This is a genomic window from Cognatiyoonia sp. IB215446 (genome assembly GCF_033963825.1).
In the GTDB taxonomy this organism is placed as follows: domain Bacteria; phylum Pseudomonadota; class Alphaproteobacteria; order Rhodobacterales; family Rhodobacteraceae; genus Yoonia.
Genome location: NZ_JAXBMD010000006.1, coordinates 65,045 through 84,290, shown reverse-complemented (window position 1 = coordinate 84,290; position 19,246 = coordinate 65,045). Strand labels below are relative to the sequence as shown.

Below are 19,246 nucleotides of genomic sequence, written 5' to 3'. Positions count from 1 at the left end.
CCATGGCATCCAAGGTTCGGCTTTATGTAGAGCACCCTTTGGGGGAAGGGCAATCGGTTCCGCTGTCGCGGGAACAAGCGCATTATCTCTTTGGCGTGATGCGGTTGGCGGCGGGGGAAACGGTGTCGCTGATCAACGGTGTCGACGGTGAATGGGACGCAGAGGTCGTGGAGGCGGGTAAGAAAGGCGGGTTGCTGGTATCGCGGCATCAAACCGCGCCTTTGCAGATGCCGCCCGATCTTTGGTTGATGTTTGCGCCTATTCGTAAGGAACGCACGGCATTCATCGTCGAAAAAGCTGTCGAGATGGGGGCGGCGGGGATCATGCCGGTGCAAACCGCCTATGCCCAAAGCGCGAACCGTATCCGACGGGACAAGTTGCAGGCGCATGCCGTCGAAGCGGCGGAGCAATGCGGTGGGACGTATGTGCCGCCTGTCGATGATCTGGCGAAGCTGGACAAAGTCCTAGCGGAGTGGCCTGACGGGCGCCATCTGATGTTCTGTGACGAGGCGATATCGGGCCGCTCGGCGGCTCTGCCGAGCATTCTCGCTGCACCTTGCGCGATCCTGATCGGGCCGGAGGGCGGGTTTTCTCCGGCGGAGCGGGATATGTTGCGTAGGGCGACCTTTGCCCATCCCGTGTCGCTCGGTCCACGCATCTTGCGGGCTGATACGGCGGCGGTGGCGGCGTTGACGCTCTGGCAACAGGCGTTCGGTGATTGGCAATGAGCACACCGCCGATCCTGCGTCTCTATCTTCTTTTCGCCACCGAGAATGACAGTGCCGTCATCCTGCGTAGGTCGGCGAAGAAGATGTATAACCTGATCGCTTGGGATCGGGCGACTGATACTTTCACGGAAGGGCAGTGGTTGAAAAAGTCGGTCTATGCCGAGGAATGTCAGCTTTCCCCGGATGGGCGGCATCTGATCTACACGGTCGCGGAAGCCTATCCACACACGCCTGCAACCAGCTATTACACCGTGCTGAGCCGTTCGCCTTATTTTACGGCGCTGGCCCTGTTTCCCCACGGCTATGGCTGGCAAAGCGGAGGCTATTTCCTGGATAGCACGCTTTATCGCATTAATGGCGATCCGGTCGACGACATTTTGGGACGCGACTGTGACCTGTCGCGGGTCGTCAAGGGCGAGGTGACCAAGGATTGCCGCAGCGGGCTGCGCCTTTTGAACGGTCACCGCGCACCGCTCAGCCGGGCGTTGCGGGATCAGCTTCTGGAGGGCGCTAAGCCGCCGCGCGGCACCGCGATGGATCGGTACGAGACGCAGGCGGGATGCCTCTATCGTCTGGAGGCGGGCAAGCGTGTTCTGATCCGTGATTTCACGGAGATGGAGCCGCGCTTTGAACCCGCCCCTTACAGCACCGATGCCGAAGCGGATGACCAGTCAAACTGGCACCCGCTGGATCAGGAGCGCAGAAGGTGATCCCCGCAACCGAAGCTGACCGAGCGGAGATCGAGACATTTCTGCGCGCGCGTTTGCATCAGGCGATGTTTCCACTCAACAATTTGGCGGAGCACGGCATGGCCGGGGGCCACGACTACGCCGTCAGCTTCTGGATCGCGCGTCAGGCAGGGCAGATCACGGATGTGCTGACCCTAACGCAGGGCGGCATGGTCATGCCGCTTTTGCCGTCGAGCAATTTTGCTGATGCTGCTGTTCAGATCAGAGGACGGAAGCTGAGCGGGATGGTGGGGCCGGTCGCGTGTGTACGGGGTTTGGAACGCCAGGGCCTCACCGACCTTCCCCGCAGTGTTGACGCCGACGAGCCGCAATTTCTGCTTGATCTCAGCAATCTGTCGGTGCCCGCAGGGACAGGGCAGTTGCGGCCACTGTCAGAGGCGCCTGCGGATGTCATCAAATCCTGGATATGGGATTATGATCGCAACACGCTGAACGCACCCTTGGCGCGCCTTGATGCACGGGTGGAGAGGACCTATGACCGCTACCTTGCGAACGCGAGTCACACGGTGCTGATGGATGGGCAGACACCACTTGCAATGACCGGCTTTAACGCCCAACTTCCTGAGACTGTGCAACTGGGCGGGGTGTATACCCCGCCGGAGCTGCGCAACCGCGGCCATGCGCGGCGGGCTGTGGCGGTTCATCTCGCGGAGGGTGCAGCGCAGGGCGTGAACAAGGCAACCCTCTTTTCCGCAAGCCCGGCTGCCGCCCGCGCCTATCGGGCCTTAGGTTTTGAAAAGGTCGGGACCTGGACATTAATTCTGTTCAAGGAGGCCGCAACATGATGCTCGCCACCGAAGCGGACCGGCCCGTGATCGAGGCATTCCTGACCAAACATGTCGCCGCGTCGATGTTTCCGCTTTCGAACTTGCGGCGACACGGCATGGCGGGCGGACATCCGCGTGCCATGCGGTGCTGGTCCCGCTGGCAAGCTGGTGCGTTGACTGATGTGCTGAGCATCACGGAAGAGGGCGTAGTGTTTCCGCAATGCCCGACAGAACCTTGGGGCGATATCAAGGCTGTGCTGACCGGAAGGCATGTGAAAGGCATTCTGGGCGAGGGCCGTCAGGTTGCAGCCTTGCACGCCGCACTTGGCCTGCCGTCTGATCCGGCGCTCAATGCGGAAGAGCCACATTACGAATTGCCCTTGAGGGATCTGATCATGCCCGATGTTAGCGGCTTTTCCCTGCGACGGCTCTCAGACGCGCCATACGATTTGGTCGTGGGTTGGCGGCGGGCTTACCTGGAAGAAGTCCTACCGATGCCGGGCGAAGACACCCAAGAGACAGCTATCAAGAACATAGATAACTATATCGACGTAGATTCACACCGCGTTCTCTATGAGAATGATGAACCGGTCGGGATGACTGGTTTCAATGCAACCCTGCCGGAGGCGGTGCAGATCGGGGGTGTCTACACGCCGCCGGAACAACGATCACGCGGCCTCGCGCGGCGCGCCGTTGCACTGCATCTGGAGGAGGCGCGCAGTTTGGGCGTGAAACACGCTATTCTGTTCTCGGCCTCGGCGCAGGCGTCCAAAGCCTATGAGGCCGTTGGATTTCAACGCATCGGAACTTTCACGATCCTGATGTTTGAGGAACCACAGGTGGTCCATGGCTGATTTCCTACGTCCCGAAGTGCGCGCGTTCTTTTGGCGCTGGCGCGAGGTCATTATCGCCCTCTCTGTTGCCCTTTTCGGGCTTTATTGGGCGCTGGATGGTGTCGGGATCACCGTCTGGCTCGGCTTCATCTTCATCGCCATCGGGCTCGGATGGGCTGTCGCCGGGTTTCAGCGGGCGCGTTTTGCCCAAGGGGGGGACGGTCCGGGTGTCGTGCAGGTGCGCGAAAGGCGGCTGGCCTATTTCGGCCCGCTAGACGGTGGGGTGATTGACGTGGCCGACCTGACTAAGCTAGAGCTTGATCCTAGCAGCCATCCTGATCCCAGCTGGATCCTCACGGGGATAGAGGGGCAGCGCATCGCCATTCCGATCAACGCCCAAGGCGCCGAAAGCCTTTTTGACGTGTTCTCTGCCTTGCCGGGTATCAAAACTGAAGCCGTGCTGGACGTGCTGTCGCACACACCTGATGTGCGGGTGACATTGTGGTCGCGGACCAAGCCGCTCTTGCATTAGCGGCACCCTTGGGGCAGGTCAAAGGTCTGACCAAATGCAGCTACGGAGCCACGCGCAATGTCTATCCCTCAGTCCGGCGGTGGCCCGATCGAACGCTATGAGCAGTTGGTGGAGATGCTCGCCAAGGGCTGCAAACCCAAGGCTGATTGGCGCATAGGCACCGAGCACGAGAAATTCGGCTATTGTCAGGATACGCTGAAGCCTCTCCCTTATGGAGGAGAGCGGTCGATCAAGGCTGTTTTGGAGGGGCTCGAAAGCCGATTTGGCTGGGACCGGGTTGAAGAAGATTGCAAGATCATTGGCCTGACCAAGGACGGCGCCAATGTCAGCCTGGAACCGGGCGGGGCGTTGGAATTGTCAGGCGCGCCTTTGGAGAACATCCATCAGACGTGTGATGAGGTGAACACCCATCTGGCCGAGGTCAAGGCGGTCTCTGACGAGATTGGCGTGAAGTTCATCGGCCTTGGTGCGGCGCCGGAATGGACGCATGAGCAGATGCCCTTGATGCCCAAGGGCCGTTACAAGCTGATGAACGACTATATGGAAAAAGTCGGCACCATGGGCACGGCGATGATGCGTCGGACCTGCACGGTGCAGGTCAATCTCGATTTCAGCTCCGAGGCGGACATGGTCCAGAAGATGCGCGTGGCTTTGGCGCTGCAGCCTGTGGCCGTCGCACTTTTTGCTAACTCGCCGTTTTTTGAGGGCAAGGTGAACGGCCACAAATCCTGGCGTAGCCGCATCTGGCGCGATCTGGATGCATCGCGCACGGGTATGTTGCCATTCGTGTTTGAGGATGGATTTGGGTTTGAGGCCTGGGTGGAATGGGTGCTCGATGTGCCCATGTATTTTGTCTATCGCGATGGCAAATACATCAACGCGCTGGGCATGTCGTTCCGCGATTTTCTAAAGGGCGAATTGCCCGCGCTGCCGGGCGAAAAGCCACTTCTCTCTGATTGGGCAGACCACCTGACGACCGTGTTCCCCGAGGCGCGGGTGAAGCAGTTTATCGAGATGCGTGGGGCCGATGGCGGCCCGTGGCGCAGGCTTTGCGCGCTGCCCGCGTTCTGGGTGGGGCTGATGTATGACCAGACTGCACTCGATGCGGCATGGGACCTTTGCAAGGGCTGGACAGCCGAACAGCGTGAGGCGCTGCGGATCGGCGCATCTGTGGATGGGCTGCAGGCGCAGGTCGACGGGATCAGCATGCACAACCTCGCCCGCCAAGTCGTCGCGATCTCAGAGGCCGGGCTGAAAGCACGCGCCATTGCAGGCGCGGGCGGGCTGGTGCCGGACGAAACCCATTTCCTGAACGCACTGAAGGAAACGATTGAAAGCGGCCAGACCCCTGCGGACGAACTTCTGGGGCATTATCACGGCGACTGGGGCGGTGAGCTGACGCGGATTTACCAGGACTATAGCTATTGAGGCTTTTGGCATTTAACCTCGGGCACCGGATGCAGGGGAAATGCCCATGGCGCCTTGATGTCTGATACAAGGAGCGGCCATTGTTCAACAAGCCCAACGATCTGCCCTATTTGCGCTTCATGCGTCGGCTGCATGCGGCGGTCCTGTTCGACTGGTATCTTGAGATCGGCTGCCGCACCGGGCGCAGCATGCAGAGTGTCAGGGGCAAGACCATCGGTGTCGATCCGTTCTTCAGGATAGAGAACAACGTTATCGGCCAGAAATCGGCCTTCATGGCGTTTCAACAGAAAAGCGACGATTTTTTCGCAAGCAATGTCCTGAAGTCGTTGGGGATTAAGCTGAGTTTCAGCTTTCTGGATGGCATGCACTTGATGGAGTATCTCCTGCGCGACTTCATGAATGCCGAAGCCAATTCGCGAGATGGCGCGGTGATCGCCATGCACGATTGCTGCCCTTATGATCATGAGATGACGACGCGCGATGTCGAAAATGCACCGCCGCGGGCGTGGACCGGTGATGTCTGGAAACTGCTGCCCATCCTGCAGCAATACCGTCCCGATCTTGTGATCACAGTGCTCGGTTGCCAGCCAACCGGGCTTGTCCTTATCAGCAATCTTGATCCGCAAAACCGCGTATTGCGGGACAATTATGATGACATCGTCGCGGCATGGAAGGATCTGACACTTGCAGATTATGGCGTTGCGAAATTCTATGACAGCTTTGCGTACACGGACGTTAAAGAGCTGTTTTACAACCGGTTTGCGCTATTCGACAAAGTGCGGCTTGACCCGCAAGACGCCGACATGCCGATATTCGTTTCACCTTGATTTTGCATTCTTTGCGCGGACTTTGGCCCGGTACTCTTTCAGAAATACGCGCCGCTCCTGCGCATTTAGCATCTTTTCAGATGCCTTGATCCCGGCGTTGAGTGATGTGGTCTCGACGTCATTATCAGGATTTTGCCAACCGTTCCGGCCACTGATGAACCCACCGGCAGCAAGTGTGGCACCCAGTTGCGAGAAATCCAACAAACAGACCGACATATGGTCTGCGCGTATTGGCGGCCAGAATATCTCGCGGATCGCATTTATTTCCAAGACGTCAGGTCCGGGGCGGTCATTCATCTGCACCTGAATGAGCGGTGGCAGTGCTGCGCGCCTTTGAATAACGCTCACTTTCTGGGACGGTTGGCGCACCATCGCAAAGAGATGCAGTGCCGACCCTTCGGCGAAGATCAGATGTTCTGCTTTCTGATAGGCTGCGATCTGCGTTGGCAGGTCATCTTTCTCAGGATGATAGATCTGATAGCCCTCAACCGTCAGCAGCTCTTCAAGATAGTCCTCACATGCATAGCGCCCGGCGCCCGCGCCCAATCCACTGCGGCTGACATACAGCTTGCCGCCGGCTTCCGGTTGGTGTCTTGTAAGAAGGCGTCCGTCGAACCAATCGTAAAAGATAGGGCTGCCGCGCCCGTCATAACGCTCACCAAACTGATCGCTGGCGGTGTAAATCTCTTCAAATCGTGTTGGTTCTCGGATGATCCGCCACGGGTTCTTTATGCCTAGCAGATCCAGAACTGGCTGAACAAAGGGGTAGAAATGCTTGGAAGGTCGCTTTTTGGGGGTGAATATCAACGTGACATCATCTGGCACGCTGTCGAGCGCCCAAAGCCGACCGGTGGCATTGATCAGCGTATGCCCAAATTCCCGCAATGTCAGTCCGGCAAAGAAGCAAGGCTCAGACAGTGTATCGACCTTCGTTCCCGCGTTTGGCGGATCGCCAAAAACGGTGGTGAGCGCTTTTGAGCCCAAATCGCTGTGCGCAAGGGGTTTTCCATCATCAAGATAGATGCCGAATTCAGCCGCGCACATGTTGATGCGTTTTCCGTGCAGCAAGGTGCCCGAAGCAGGGCCGATGACATCCGGGGCCAAGAACGATGTCATGACGTGGACTTGGCCCCGATCTTTGTCTCGGTTCCATCGCGCAGTCGCTGGATATTGCCCCAATGACGCAGGTAGACCAGCAGGCCAAGGACCACGCCCATCAGGAAGTAACTGGCATAACCCGCAAACATCATCACAAGGGGTAGCCAGCCCGCAACAACAAGTGCAGCCATCGATGAATACCGGCTGATTGCGGCAACGCTGAGCCAGATGATGGCCGCAACAATCCCAAGAGGCCAGGCAAGGGCAAAGATCACGCCAAAGTAGGTGGCGACCCCTTTGCCGCCCTTAAACTTCAGCCAAATCGGAAAGCAATGCCCCAAAAGGGCTGCGACTGCAGCGACCTGGGCTGCGCCACTATCCGCAAAGTAGCGCGCGAGTAGCACCGCCAGAACGCCTTTGAGCGCGTCAAAAAGGAGTGTCAGCGCGGCGGCAGACTTGTTTCCTGTGCGCAGCACATTTGTTGCGCCAATATTGCCCGACCCGATCTCGCGCAGATTGCCGAGCCCCATGGCGTGGGCAATTAAGACCCCGCTTGGGATTGATCCCAAGAGGTAACCAACCACGCTCCACAGCATTGCGGTGTCCCAGCTGATTTCCGGAAAAAAGATCATGGCTGTCCCCAAATCCGTGTTCCCGCCACCCAGGTGCCCAGAACCTTGCCCTGCATCCGCGCGCCGTCAAAGGGGGTATTTTTGGATTTCGACAAAAGCTGCGTTCGGTCAAGTTGGAACGGCGCATCCGGATCAAAAACAACAAGATCGGCGGGCGCCCCTTCGTTCAGCCGCCCCGCAGGTAGACCCAAAAGCCGCGCGGGATTGCGCGACAAGGCTCGGAATAGGCGCGGCAGATCAATCACCTCGCTATGGTAAAGCCGCAAGGCGGCGGGCAGCAGCGTTTCAAGGCCGACCGCGCCGCTCGCCGCCTCTTCAAAGGGCAAGCGCTTGCTTTCCTCGTCCTGCGGCGTGTGCATTGAAGAGATGATGTCGATCAGCCCTTCGGCCAGGGCAGTGACCACTGCGAGGCGGTCGTCCTCACTGCGCAATGGGGGTTTGAGCTTAAAGAAGGTCCGGTAATCGGCCACGTCTAACTCATTGAGAGTCAGGTGATGCACCCCGATCCCGGCGGTGATCTGCAGCCCGTTCCGCTTAGCCCGTTCCAGCGCAGGCAGGGCGCGGGCCGTGGTGATCTGATCGACGTGATAGCGCGCGCCCGTCATCTCCAGCAGGCTGATATCACGGTCAAGCGCCATCCGCTCCGCAAGGGGTGAGACACCTGGTAAACCTCGCAGTGAGGCGAACTTGCCAGAGGTGACAGCGGCGCCTTCCGAAAGCCCCGGTTCCTGCACATGCCCGATCACCAGCGCATCAAGCGAGCGTGCATAGGTCAGCGCGCGGCTGAACACTTTGGTATCGGTGACGACCCGGTCGCAATCGGTGAAGGCGACAGCGCCCGCATCCTGCAAAAAGCCAATCTCGGTCATTTCACGCCCGGCACGGCCTTTGGTCAGTGCGGCCATGGGCAAAACATGCACGGGTGCGTCCAGCTGCGCGCGGCGTTCGACAAATTCCAGCGTTTCGGGCGTGTCGATGGCGGGCAGCGTGTCAGGCCGCGTGACGATGGTGGTCACGCCACCCGCAGCAGCCGCCATCCCGGCAGAGCGAAAGGATTCCTTATGCCGCTCACCCGGTTCGGAAACTTTCACCCCGATATCGATGATCCCGGGCGCCAGACAATAACCACCGCAATCGACGACTTTGGCGTCTTTGGGCTGTTGGATGCCCTCTCCGACGGCGGCGATTTTATCACCTTCGATCAGCAGCGCGCCGATGCCGTCGGTCAGCGCCACAGGATCAATCAGGCGGGCATTGGCAAAGAAGGTGGTCGTCATGATTTGTCTTTCTGAATCGCGCGGATCAGCTTCAACACCTCGCGAGCATCACTGATCTGCTCAAATCCGATCTTGCGATCCTCTGTGCTGTCGTCATGCCGGTCGCGTTTGCTCGCGAAATAGATGCTTTGCTTTCTGCCCTCGGTCAGCGTGATCGCCATATCGGATGTGATCGGATAAGATTTCAGACTGCGCCCCGCGATGGGCAGGTTCTTGGCGATAAAGGCACGCTGGTTGGTCAGCGTGTACCATGTCCTTCGCCGCACAAATGAAGGGCCCATCGTCGTGCCAAAAAGCAGGGCCAGACCCACGCCAAAGTGGATCAGTCCGAATGTCCAAAACAGACCGCCAGCGCGCGCGGCCATGATCATCCAGAAAAGCGCGAAACCTGAAAAGAACAGTGCGAAGATGATCGTGAAGGGCATGCCGGGGGTGAGGTGAAATCCGCCATCCGGGCGTCCTTGCCAGATGATCGTCTCATCGGGGTCAAGAATACCCTCCCAGCCGGTCTGATCTTGATGTGACGTGTCGCTCATCCGCCGACCCAGATCATTAGGCCCACCAGCGCGAACATGAAAAGAAGTGCGTACATCGCGACCATCCCTCCAATCCTTGCATCGGATTTCTGCGGCTTGGCGGGAGATGTTGGCACGTGATCCCGGGCGGACTTATCGGGCAAGGCTTCGGGCGGGGTAATCCCAGCCACAGGGCTGTAGGTCGTCACATGGCGCAGCCCATGTTCGGGTCTGAGCGTGACAGCTTGCCCACCGGTCGCGCGTGACAGTACCAGCACGGCGGTGCCAGTGACCTGATCCACCGCCGCCTTGTCCACCGCGTCGGCTGTCATGTCGTAGCCTTCGGCGATATAGGCGCTAAGCGTCATGTCCCCCAAATCGCTGATCTTCACGATATCGACATAGGTGCCATCAAGAGGCAGGCCGAAAAGCGCGATCATACCCTCTGGCGTCTTGTCGCGTACTGCGTCTGGCAGAGCATCGGTCGTCGCAAAGACGCGGATTTGCCCGTGATCGTCTGCCGGGATCTCAATCATGCCGTGCCCTCGCGCTGGATCTGGCGAATTAACCCGTAAACCTCGCGCCCGCCGCTGATCCCGTCAAAACCGATATCACGGCGCGTTTCCCCGTCACTGTCCGTGGTGTAGATTGTCTTGAACTTCACGTTGTCGTATTTTCCCTGTTCGAGGGTAATCGCGTCGTCGGGCATGATCCGATAGATCTTGAGCGTGTGTCGGTAGAAAGACTTGGCGACATAAGCGCGTTTGTTGGTCAGTGCATAACGAATATAGTGATGGCTGTGCTTGGCATACAGCCAAACGCCAAACGTAATGCCTGCACCGACGACAATGAACGGGATCGCAAAGAGCACCATCAGCACGCCAAAGAAAACGTGGACAAAGCCGTCGAACGGCAGCGTGCTGTCAAATCCGTTAAATGCGACCCACAAACCTGCGGCAAGGAAGGGCAGGCCGAAAATGCTCATGAAAACCGTCATGGGCAAACTCTGTGCGCCGGGTTCCGGGGCGCCTTGCCAGAGCAATTCCTCATCGGGATCGAAGTAATCCTGCCAGTTCTCATGTTTTGCTGGCGGGAAGAAATGGGTGATCACGCCATGACCTCTTGCGGTTTGCGGCGCGTGCGCAGGTTCTGTGCCAAGAGGTCCATTGCGGCCATGCGGACGGCAACACCCATCTCCACCTGCTCCTGAATGACAGAGCGGTTGATGTCATCGGCGATGGTGCCATCAATCTCAACCCCGCGGTTCATCGGCCCCGGATGCATGACGATGGCGTCAGGCTTGGCATGACGCAGCTTGTCAGCGTCGAGGCCGTAGCGGTGGAAGTATTCACGCTCTGACGGGATGAAGCCGCCATCCATCCGCTCTTTCTGAAGGCGCAGCATCATGACGACATCAACGTCCTGCAGCCCTTTTTCCATATCCTCAAAAACCTCGACCCCGAAATCAGCCACGCCAGATGGCATCAGCGTTGGCGGGCCGATCAGCCTGATCCGGTTTTCGAGCTTGCCCAGAAGCAGGATATTTGAGCGCGCAACGCGGCTATGGGCGATATCACCGCAGATCGCGATGGAAAGCCGGTGCAGCCGCCCCTTGGCTCGGCGGATTGTCAACGCATCCAGAAGGGCTTGGGTCGGGTGTTCATGGCGACCATCACCGGCATTCAGGACGGCGCAATTCACCTTTTGGGCCAGCAGATCCACGGCGCCTGATTGCGGGTGTCGCACCACAAGAAGGTCGGGATGCATCGCATTCAGCGTCAGCGCCGTGTCAATCAGCGTCTCGCCCTTTTTGATGGACGAGGCCTGCATGCCCATATTCATCACATCCGCGCCAAGTCGTTTTCCCGCCAGCTCAAAACTCGCCTGGGTGCGGGTGGAGTTCTCAAAAAACATGTTGATCTGGGTGAGGCCCGCCAGAACATCGCGATGGGCCACACCTTTGCGGTTATGCTCGGCATAGCTGTCGGCAAGGTCGAGCAGCGTTGTGATCTCGGTCGGGTGCAGCTTTTCGATGCCCAGAAGGTGATGCGCGCGAAATGTCATGGGGCCTCGTCCACTGATCTTTCGCTCTTATAGATAGCTGCTTTCGGCGCTTCAATGGCGGGGGAGTGCACATTGCCGCCGATCCGGCATAACCTGAGCGTGATGGATTCGGGTGAGACATATTGGGCGGACCGCGCTGCATTGGAATGGCAGGTGGAGCTGGGGGTGAGCGATGCGGTGCAGGACAAGCCGGTGGATCGCTATGCACTGGATGCGGCCAAGCCAAAACCAAAGGCGCCGGTTACACCGCCTGACGGCCCGCCGCCCTCGGTCGCGCCTGAAGAAGTTGATGCGGTGGCAGAGGCACGACGTTTAGCGGCCGGGGCGATCGATTTGGCCGGTCTGGCCACCGCGATGCAGGGTTTTGAACATTGCGAGTTGAAACGCGGCGCGCGCAGTTTTGTGTTCAGCGATGGTCAGGCCGCCGCGCGCGTGATGATCGTCGGCGAGGCGCCGGGGCGGGATGAGGATCGGGCCGGCAAACCCTTTGTCGGGCGGGCGGGTCAACTGCTCGACCGGATGTTGGAGGCGATTGATGTTGGCCGGGCGCATGGCGATGCGACACGGGCCGTCTACATCACCAATGTGCTGCCATGGCGCCCCCCATCCAACCGCACGCCGGACAAGGCGGAGATCGCGATGATGCTGCCGTTTCTTGAGCGGCATGTCGCCCTGGCCGCGCCGGACATCCTCGTGCTCATGGGCAATACGCCTTGTCAGGCACTTTTGGGACGCACGGGCATCACCCGAATGCGTGGGGAGTGGGTGGAAGTGCTGGGCAAACCGTGCTTACCCATGTTCCACCCCGCCTATCTTTTGCGGAACCCGATTGCCAAGCGTGAGGCCTGGGCGGATTTACTGGCGCTTAAGGCGCGTTTGCGGGGATGAGCATGATGACAAAATATGTTGCGGCGTTTGTGATGTTACTGGCCGCACGGGCAGGGGCAGACCCTTTGGGTCTGATCGACTACGAACAGTTGTTTGCCGAAAACGCAGACGCTGTCGAGGCGGCTGACGCTGATCGTGATCTTTTGCAGGTCGGCGATATCGTGATCCTGCGCGGCAACGAGGATGATGTGACTTTCATGGGCCTCGATCAAAGCGGCCATGGCGCCGTGGGATGTTTTGTCAGCGTGCTCGCTTCTTTGGAAAGTGCCCTTCTGGCTTGCGAAGTCACGCTGCCCGCTGAACAGCAAGCCATCAGCGACGATTATCGCGCGCGGGCACTCGCTTTTTATGCCGAAAATGCGTTTCCGCCGGCCGATCCGGCCGAAGTGATGCGCCGCTACGACGCGCTGGTCGCGTCCGAGATTGATCTCGCGCGACCCTTTTGCAGCGATCCGTCGGTTGTCACAGATTTCTCGGATCGCCTCTTTGTCGCGGATACCAACGATGAGATTGACGGCATGATGTCGATCCCCCGTCTTCCTGTCGCCAATCCCTGCCTGTGAGGATCGGATGAGCCGCATCGACGAAACGCTTGAGTTTGTGCCTGTCCGCATCGCCGTTCTGACCGTTAGCGATACGCGGCAGCTTGCGGACGATAAATCGGGCCAGACACTCGTTGATCGGATCGAAGCTGCGGGACACAAGGTGGCAGACCGCAAAATCATCCCTGATGAGCGGGCCGAGATTGCCGCACAACTCCGCGCATGGTGTGACGATGATGGCGTGGACGTGGTGATTTCGACGGGTGGCACAGGCCTGACGGGCCGCGATGTCACCGTTGAGGCGCATCGCGATGTCTATGAAAAAGAGATCGATGCGTTTGGCACGATCTTCACCATCGTGAGTATGCAAAAAATCGGCACCTCCGCCGTCCAAAGCCGGGCAACAGCGGGTGTCGCAGGGGGAACATACCTCTTCGCGCTGCCCGGTTCGCCGGGTGCCTGCAAGGATGCCTGGGACGAGATTTTGGCCCGCCAACTCGATTATCGCCACAGGCCCTGCAATTTTGTGGAAATTATGCCGCGATTGGATGAACATCTGCGACGGAAGTAACGTGCGCGTGCGTTAGAGTGGAATGCAGCGAGCCAGCGCCTAATTCTAGGCCAGCCAAGCAAGGATGGTAACATGCGGTTTTTGCGCCGAAGTCTGACGGGCATATTCCTTCTCAGTGTCACGCTCACGCTAATTGCTGTCGCAGGCAATATGGTCCGCGAGGCCCTTGTCGCGCGGATGAATGAAGAGCCGCGCAGTTTCCCGCAGCGCGAGCGTGTTTTGTCGGTGAATGTGGTGACATTGGCGCCGCAAACGCTGACGCCGGAACTGACGGTGTTTGGCGAGTTGCGCAGCCAGCGCACGCTGGATTTGCGCAGTGCGACCGGTGGCACAGTACTGGACGCGAGCGATCTGCTGGTCGAAGGCGGTGCGGTAACGCAAGGCCAGCTTTTGCTGCGGATCGATCCGGTTGAGGCCGAGGCTGCGCTCGACCGCACCCGTGCCGACCTGCAGGATGCGCAAGCGGAGTTGCGCGATGCCGAACGCTCGCTTTTGCTGGAACGTGATGAACTTGCCGCCGCCCAGGCGCAGGCCGATCTGCGCGCACAGGCCCTGACCCGGGCACGCGACCTGCAGACACGTGGTGTGGGCACGGCGGCAGCTGTGGAAGACGCGGAATTGGCGGCCTCGTCTGCGGATGCTTCGGTTTTGACCCGTCGTCAGGCGGTCGCCTCTGCCGAGGCACGTATTGATCAGGCCCGCACGCGCCTTGCAAGGGCTGAGATCGGTCTGTCAGAGGCCGAGCGTGATGTGGACGATACCCAGGTCTTTGCAGCTTTTGATGGCGTCCTTTCGGATGTCACGATCAGCCCCGGCGGGCGCGTGACGGCCAATGAGCGTTTTGCGCAATTGGTCGACCCCACGCAGCTTGAGGTCAGCTTTCGCGTCTCGACCTCGCAATATGCGCGGCTTCTGGATACCGGCGGCCGGTTGCTCAATGCGCCTGTGCGGGTGGCTTTGGACGTATCTGGCGTGAACCTCACGGCAACGGGTACGATCATTCGTGAAGGTGCCACCGTGGGCGAGGGGCAGACGGGCCGCCTGCTCTTTGCGCGTCTGGATGCAGCACCTGGATTTCGTCCCGGTGACTTTGTGACTGTGCGGATTGACGAGCCCGAATTGCGCAATGTCGCTATGGTGCCGGCAACGGCGCTCGCCCCGGATGAGACTGTTCTGGTTGTGGGCGAGGATGAGCGCTTGGAGCTTGGTCAGGTGGAACTTCTGCGGCGGCAGGGTGATGATGTCATCGTTCGCGTGGGCGATTTGGCGGGTGCCACGATTGTCGCCGAACGCTCACCACTTCTGGGCGCAGGCATCAGGGTCCGTCCGATCCAACTGGGCGGAGCTGCGCCGCAAACAGCGGACATGATCACGCTTGATCCCGAACGCCGCGCCAAGCTGATCGCTTTTGTCACCGAAGGCCGGATGCCCGATGACGTGAAGGCCCGCATTATTGGACAGTTGGAGCAAGACGAGGTCTCTTCTGAGACCGTCGCACGGCTCGAAAGCCGTATGGGCAGCGGATGATCACGGGCGGTGACAAGCTGAACGCGCGGGCAGGGGGCATCCTGTCCTACTTCACGCGGCACAAGACGGCGGCGAACCTGCTGCTTGTGTTGATGCTGACGGCGGGTTTGCTGGCCTTTCCGAATATGCGCGCGCAGTTCTTCCCTGATGTGGTCGTGGATGATCTGACCGTATCGGTCACTTGGGATGGTGCAGGTGCTGAGGATGTGGACGAGGCCATCGTTCAGGTGCTCGAACCGGTGCTATTGGCGGTTGAGGGCGTCACCTCGTCCACCTCCACCTCCCGCGAAGGGCGCGCATCAATCCAGCTGGAATTTGAGCCCGGCTACGACATTGATCGCGCCGCAGAGGATGTGCAACTCGCCCTCGATAGCGCAGAGAGCCTGCCTGAAGATGCCGAAGACCCGTCGGTGCGCCGCGGTGGCTGGTCGGACCGGGTGACCGATGTGGTGATCACCGGCCCTGTTGGCGTGGATCAACTTGGTCGCTTTGCCGACGAGTTTTCGACGCGGCTTTTCACCGAAGGCGTGACACAGGTGACTGTTCAGGGTGTCGCAGCCCCGTCAACCATTGTCGAGGTCCCCTCACTTTCCCTGATCGAGCATGATATCGGCCTATCGGACATCGCCCAGCGCATCGGGGAAGAGGCGCAAGCCGACCCCGCCGGTGATGTCTCATCCAACGCAAGGGTGCGGACCGGCGTCGCGAAACGCAGCGCCGAGGACATCGGGGCGATTGTCCTGCGCTCCAACCCCGATGGCTCAAAACTGACCGTTGCTGATGTGGCCACCGTTCGGGTTGAGGGCACGGATCGCGCGCGGGCCTATTTCGTCGGTGAAGATTCTGCGGTCAAATTGCGGGTCCAACGCTCGGCCACTGGTGACGCCATTGGCATGCAGGAAACGGTGGAACGGGTCGCGGATGAGCTGACAGCAACGCTGCCAGAAGGCGTGACGATCACGCTGACAAATGCGCGTGCGGAATTCATCACGGGCCGTCTGAACATCCTGTTGGACAACGGCCTGACGGGGCTGATGCTGGTCGTCGGCCTTTTGTTCCTGTTCCTGAATGCGCGCACCGCGTTTTGGGTCGCCTTTGGCATCCCGGCGGCGATGCTCGCAGCCATCGCGCTGATGTATGCAGTGGGTATCACGATCAACATGATCTCGCTTTTTGCGCTGATCATCACGCTGGGCATCGTGGTGGATGATGCGATTGTGGTGGGCGAACATGCTGATTTCCGGGTCAGGCATCTGGGCGAAGACCCGACTGTCGCGGCAGAACGGGCTGCGCAACGGATGTTCAGCCCCGTCTTTTCGGCGACAATCACGACAATTATCGCGTTCTTTGGCCTTGTCGCCATTGGCGGGCGCTTTGGTGATCTGATCGCCGATATACCTCTCACCGTGATCGTTGTGCTGGCGGCAAGCCTCCTCGAATGCTTTGTAATCCTGCCCAATCACCTCGCGCATTCGATGGCGCATTCGGCGAAGGAACACTGGTATGACTGGCCCTCGCGCACGGTAAACCGTGGTTTTGACTGGTTTAAGGAAACGGTTTTCCGTCCTTTCATGCATATCGTCATCATTGCGCGCTATCCGGTCGTGGCGCTGGCGCTGGTGGCGCTGGCCACGCAAATCACGCTTTTTATCGAGCGTGAGGTCAGCTGGCGATTCTTTAACGCGCCCGAACAGGCGCAGGTCACGGGCAACTTTGCGATGCTGCCCGGTGCGACCCGCGAAGATACGCTGGAAATGATGCGTGAGATGCAGCGCGCGGCCGAGGCTTTGGGCGCGGAATACGAGGCCGAGCATGGGCTGAACCCGCTGAAATTCGTGATCGCAGAGGTTGGCGGGAATTCCGGGCGGGCCATCGCGGGCTCGGATACGAAAGATGCCGACCAGCTTGGCGCGATCACCATCGAGTTGATCGACGCCGATAGCCGCCCCTATACCAGCTTTGCTTTTGTCAGCGCCTTGCAGGACACGATTGTGCAGCACCCGCTGGCCGAAACCGTCAGCTTCCGCTCTTGGGGGACGGGACCGGGCGGAGACAGTCTGGACATCCAGATGTTCGGCGCTGATAGCGAGACGCTGAAGGCCGCCGCAGAGGCACTCAAGACCCGGTTGGCCCAATTCCCCGAGATTTCCGGGCTTGAGGACACGCTGGCCTATGACAAGGAAGAGCTGATCCTGGAACTGACCCCGCAGGGCGACGCGCTGGGGCTTGGGATCGATGCGCTGGGCCGTGTCCTGCGCAATCGCCTCGGCGGGATTGAGGCGGCGAGTTTTCCCGTTGGCGCACGGTCCGGCACGATCCGGGTGGAGCTGCCATCAGGCGAGCTATCGGCAGATTTTCTGGATCGGACCCAGATCAGAACGCTGGAAGGCGCCTATGTCCCGCTCGCCGATGTTGTGACCGTGCAAAGCCGCACAGGCTTTTCCACCGTGCGCCGCGAAAACGGCATTCAGCTGATTTCGGTCATCGGTGATCTCGATGACGAAGATGCGGCGCGGGCCACTGAAATCCAGCTTGCCATTAACGAAGATATCCTGCCCGGCATCGAAAGCGATTTTGCGATTGAGACGCAGCTTTCGGGGCAAAGCGAACAGGAACAGCGCTTTCTGAACGATGCGCGCACCGGGCTGATCCTCGTGCTCTTGGGGATTTATCTGACGCTCTCGTGGATTTTCAGCAGCTGGACCCGGCCCGTTGTTGTCATGTCGATCATTCCCTTTGCTTTGGTTGGTACGATCTATGGTCATTATGTGTGGGAGATCCCGCTTAGCATGTTCACGGTGGTGGGTCTGATCGGGATGGTCGGGATTATCATCAACGACAGCATCGTGCTGGTCACGACGGTGGACGAATACGCGCAGGATCGCGGCCTTGTGCCAGCGATTATCGACGGGGCCGTGGATCGGTTGCGACCGGTGATGCTGACGACCCTGACAACGGTGCTGGGTCTCACGCCACTTCTATACGAAGGCTCGAACCAGGCGGAGTTCCTCAAACCAACGGTTGTGACGCTGGTCTTCGGTCTGGGCTTTGGGATGTTGTTGGTCCTGTTGGTTGTACCATCGGTGATGGCGATGCAGCAGGATGTGCATCGGCAGGTTCAGGCCGCCAAGCGCGCCTTGCGCGGACGCCGTGCGGCGATGCTTTTACCTGCAGGTATCGGGGCGCTGGGGGCCGTTGGCCTCTTTACAGCAACCGTAGGTCCTGTAATTCTCACAGGCGCACCGTTGCCTGGCATCGTTGCGCTGCTGCCAGCATTGGCCAATGGCTTCGCCCCGGCCTTTGTGATTTTCCTGGGTGGTCTCGCGGTTTGGTTGCTGGCGATTTATATGGTGGCGGGGATCATACAAGGCGTTGGCGGCGCACGTGCCTAGCCCGCAGCACAGCCCTGAATATCGATGGCCTGATTGTCACCCAGCACGGTGATCCGCACCGCTGACCGATCCAGCGCAAAGGCCTCTCCGCTGTGATGCACCATATCGACAGTTGCGCTGAGCCTGTTGCCATCGCGGGCGATATCGGCTTCGGAGACCCAGACATGGTCATCCCCCGCCTCGACAACCACAAATTCCTTTGCAGCCATTGGCGGGACGTCAATAACCGTGGTGACCTGCAAGCCATCACTTATCGGATCGATCTGGCAGATCACCGCGCCTACATTCGCCTCGTCCGCCGTAAGAGGGCGGTTGATCAACGCTGCAGTGATCGCAGCATCGCGCTCGCCCCCAACAGGCAGAAGCTCATCAAAGTCGAGCGTCACGGGAATGCAGATTTCCTCGCAAACACCAATATGGATCTGGCCGCTGATCCGCATCGGTGCTTCGGGATCAACACTGTAGAGCCGCAAGGGGAAGATGACCGAATTCTCGTAACCGACCGAGTACATGTCGTTTTGATAAAAAAGCTCAGGCACCGGCCAATGCGGCGTGAAGCCGGTAATGTTTTCCGATCCGGTGAGCGAAAACTGCGGCGGGATACCACCATCGCCTGGCGCGCGCCAATAGGTTTTCCAGCCCTCGTCCATCGTGATGCGCAGGCCCGCCATATGCTCACCCCCCGCATTGCGCCAGCCCGGCAAAATCTCGACCGAGGCCAGATCGTCAAACGGACCTGCCGCGCCAAAGACGGGTAATGCCGCTAGGGCAAGTGATATGAGCGTCGTTTTGCGCATGACACGTTACTTATGCAAAGCGCCTGCAATGGGAAGTCACGTTTACGACAGGCCTTGCAATGTTGACCCTTGCGTCACA

Annotated in this window: 20 protein-coding genes; 12 read left to right on the top strand and 8 right to left on the bottom strand. The window is 59.4% G+C overall.

Annotated features, from left to right (window positions below; genetic code table 11):
- Positions 1–2: 2 nt before the first annotated feature.
- The 7 genes from SLH49_RS18995 (at position 3) to SLH49_RS18965 (ending at position 5,864) form a co-directional block, all read left to right on the top strand.
- On the top strand, positions 3–728 hold the full coding sequence (locus SLH49_RS18995) for a 16S rRNA (uracil(1498)-N(3))-methyltransferase (RefSeq protein WP_320270743.1): 726 nt from the start codon (positions 3–5) through the stop codon (positions 726–728).
- Positions 725–1,438: a hypothetical protein gene (locus SLH49_RS18990; protein WP_320270742.1), complete on the top strand. Its 714-nt coding sequence runs from the start codon at positions 725–727 to the stop codon at positions 1,436–1,438. The genes SLH49_RS18995 and SLH49_RS18990 overlap by 4 nt, the downstream gene beginning before the upstream one ends.
- Positions 1,435–2,262, top strand: coding sequence for a GNAT family N-acetyltransferase (locus SLH49_RS18985; protein WP_320270741.1), 828 nt, complete (start codon positions 1,435–1,437; stop codon positions 2,260–2,262). The genes SLH49_RS18990 and SLH49_RS18985 overlap by 4 nt, the downstream gene beginning before the upstream one ends.
- Positions 2,259–3,098, top strand: coding sequence for a GNAT family N-acetyltransferase (locus SLH49_RS18980; protein ID WP_320270740.1), 840 nt, complete (start codon positions 2,259–2,261; stop codon positions 3,096–3,098). The genes SLH49_RS18985 and SLH49_RS18980 overlap by 4 nt, the downstream gene beginning before the upstream one ends.
- Complete coding sequence (locus SLH49_RS18975; RefSeq protein WP_320270738.1) at positions 3,091–3,609, top strand: hypothetical protein; 519 nt, start codon at positions 3,091–3,093, stop codon at positions 3,607–3,609. Before SLH49_RS18980 ends, SLH49_RS18975 begins: the two co-directional genes overlap by 8 nt.
- A 57-nt stretch (positions 3,610–3,666) precedes the next feature.
- Positions 3,667–5,037: a glutamate--cysteine ligase gene (locus SLH49_RS18970; RefSeq protein WP_320270737.1), complete on the top strand. Its 1,371-nt coding sequence runs from the start codon at positions 3,667–3,669 to the stop codon at positions 5,035–5,037.
- A gap of 80 nt (positions 5,038–5,117) precedes the next feature.
- Positions 5,118–5,864, top strand: coding sequence for a hypothetical protein (locus SLH49_RS18965; RefSeq protein ID WP_320270736.1), 747 nt, complete (start codon positions 5,118–5,120; stop codon positions 5,862–5,864).
- Here the strand turns inward: SLH49_RS18965 and SLH49_RS18960 are convergent.
- Genes SLH49_RS18960 through SLH49_RS18930 form a run of 7 tightly spaced genes read right to left on the bottom strand, consistent with a single transcriptional unit; the run spans position 5,856 to position 11,450 of the window.
- Positions 5,856–6,980 (bottom strand): glycosyltransferase 61 family protein, encoded by a 1,125-nt coding sequence (locus SLH49_RS18960; protein ID WP_320270735.1) that lies wholly within the window; start codon positions 6,978–6,980, stop codon positions 5,856–5,858. The two genes, SLH49_RS18965 and SLH49_RS18960, sit on opposite strands and share 9 nt — an antisense overlap.
- Positions 6,977–7,594, bottom strand: a complete 618-nt coding sequence (gene plsY / locus SLH49_RS18955) for a glycerol-3-phosphate 1-O-acyltransferase PlsY (RefSeq protein ID WP_320270734.1) — start codon at positions 7,592–7,594, stop codon at positions 6,977–6,979. Before plsY ends, SLH49_RS18960 begins: the two co-directional genes overlap by 4 nt.
- Positions 7,591–8,871 carry a dihydroorotase gene (gene pyrC, locus SLH49_RS18950; RefSeq protein ID WP_320270733.1) on the bottom strand — a complete coding sequence of 427 codons (1,281 nt, stop codon included), beginning with the start codon at positions 8,869–8,871 and terminating at the stop codon, positions 7,591–7,593. Before pyrC ends, plsY begins: the two co-directional genes overlap by 4 nt.
- Positions 8,868–9,407, bottom strand: coding sequence for an aspartate carbamoyltransferase catalytic subunit (locus tag SLH49_RS18945; RefSeq protein WP_320270732.1), 540 nt, complete (start codon positions 9,405–9,407; stop codon positions 8,868–8,870). Before SLH49_RS18945 ends, pyrC begins: the two co-directional genes overlap by 4 nt.
- Positions 9,404–9,922, bottom strand: a complete 519-nt coding sequence (locus tag SLH49_RS18940) for a hypothetical protein (RefSeq protein ID WP_320270731.1) — start codon at positions 9,920–9,922, stop codon at positions 9,404–9,406. Before SLH49_RS18940 ends, SLH49_RS18945 begins: the two co-directional genes overlap by 4 nt.
- On the bottom strand, positions 9,919–10,497 hold the full coding sequence (locus tag SLH49_RS18935) for a hypothetical protein (protein ID WP_320270730.1): 579 nt from the start codon (positions 10,495–10,497) through the stop codon (positions 9,919–9,921). Before SLH49_RS18935 ends, SLH49_RS18940 begins: the two co-directional genes overlap by 4 nt.
- Complete coding sequence (locus SLH49_RS18930) at positions 10,494–11,450, bottom strand: aspartate carbamoyltransferase catalytic subunit (RefSeq protein ID WP_320270729.1); 957 nt, start codon at positions 11,448–11,450, stop codon at positions 10,494–10,496. The genes SLH49_RS18935 and SLH49_RS18930 overlap by 4 nt, the downstream gene beginning before the upstream one ends.
- Positions 11,451–11,552: 102 nt before the next feature.
- Here SLH49_RS18930 and SLH49_RS18925 point away from each other — a divergent pair, with 102 nt between their 5' ends.
- The 5 genes from SLH49_RS18925 (at position 11,553) to SLH49_RS18905 (ending at position 18,370) form a co-directional block, all read left to right on the top strand.
- Entirely contained in the window at positions 11,553–12,338 is a 786-nt protein-coding gene (locus SLH49_RS18925; RefSeq protein WP_320270811.1) for a uracil-DNA glycosylase, read from the top strand.
- Positions 12,335–12,901 (top strand): hypothetical protein, encoded by a 567-nt coding sequence (locus tag SLH49_RS18920; protein ID WP_320270728.1) that lies wholly within the window; start codon positions 12,335–12,337, stop codon positions 12,899–12,901. Before SLH49_RS18925 ends, SLH49_RS18920 begins: the two co-directional genes overlap by 4 nt.
- A gap of 7 nt (positions 12,902–12,908) precedes the next feature.
- Positions 12,909–13,451: a molybdenum cofactor biosynthesis protein B gene (moaB, locus tag SLH49_RS18915; RefSeq protein WP_320270727.1), complete on the top strand. Its 543-nt coding sequence runs from the start codon at positions 12,909–12,911 to the stop codon at positions 13,449–13,451.
- A 72-nt stretch (positions 13,452–13,523) separates the two neighbouring features.
- A complete protein-coding gene (locus SLH49_RS18910) occupies positions 13,524–14,978 on the top strand; it encodes an efflux RND transporter periplasmic adaptor subunit (protein ID WP_320270726.1) in 1,455 nt (484 codons plus the stop codon).
- Positions 14,975–18,370 (top strand): efflux RND transporter permease subunit, encoded by a 3,396-nt coding sequence (locus tag SLH49_RS18905; protein ID WP_320270725.1) that lies wholly within the window; start codon positions 14,975–14,977, stop codon positions 18,368–18,370. The genes SLH49_RS18910 and SLH49_RS18905 overlap by 4 nt, the downstream gene beginning before the upstream one ends.
- Here SLH49_RS18905 and SLH49_RS18900 read toward each other — a convergent pair.
- A complete protein-coding gene (locus tag SLH49_RS18900) occupies positions 18,367–19,167 on the bottom strand; it encodes a protein-disulfide reductase DsbD domain-containing protein (RefSeq protein ID WP_320270724.1) in 801 nt (266 codons plus the stop codon). The genes SLH49_RS18905 and SLH49_RS18900 overlap by 4 nt on opposite strands.
- Between the last annotated feature and the right edge of the window lie 79 nt (positions 19,168–19,246).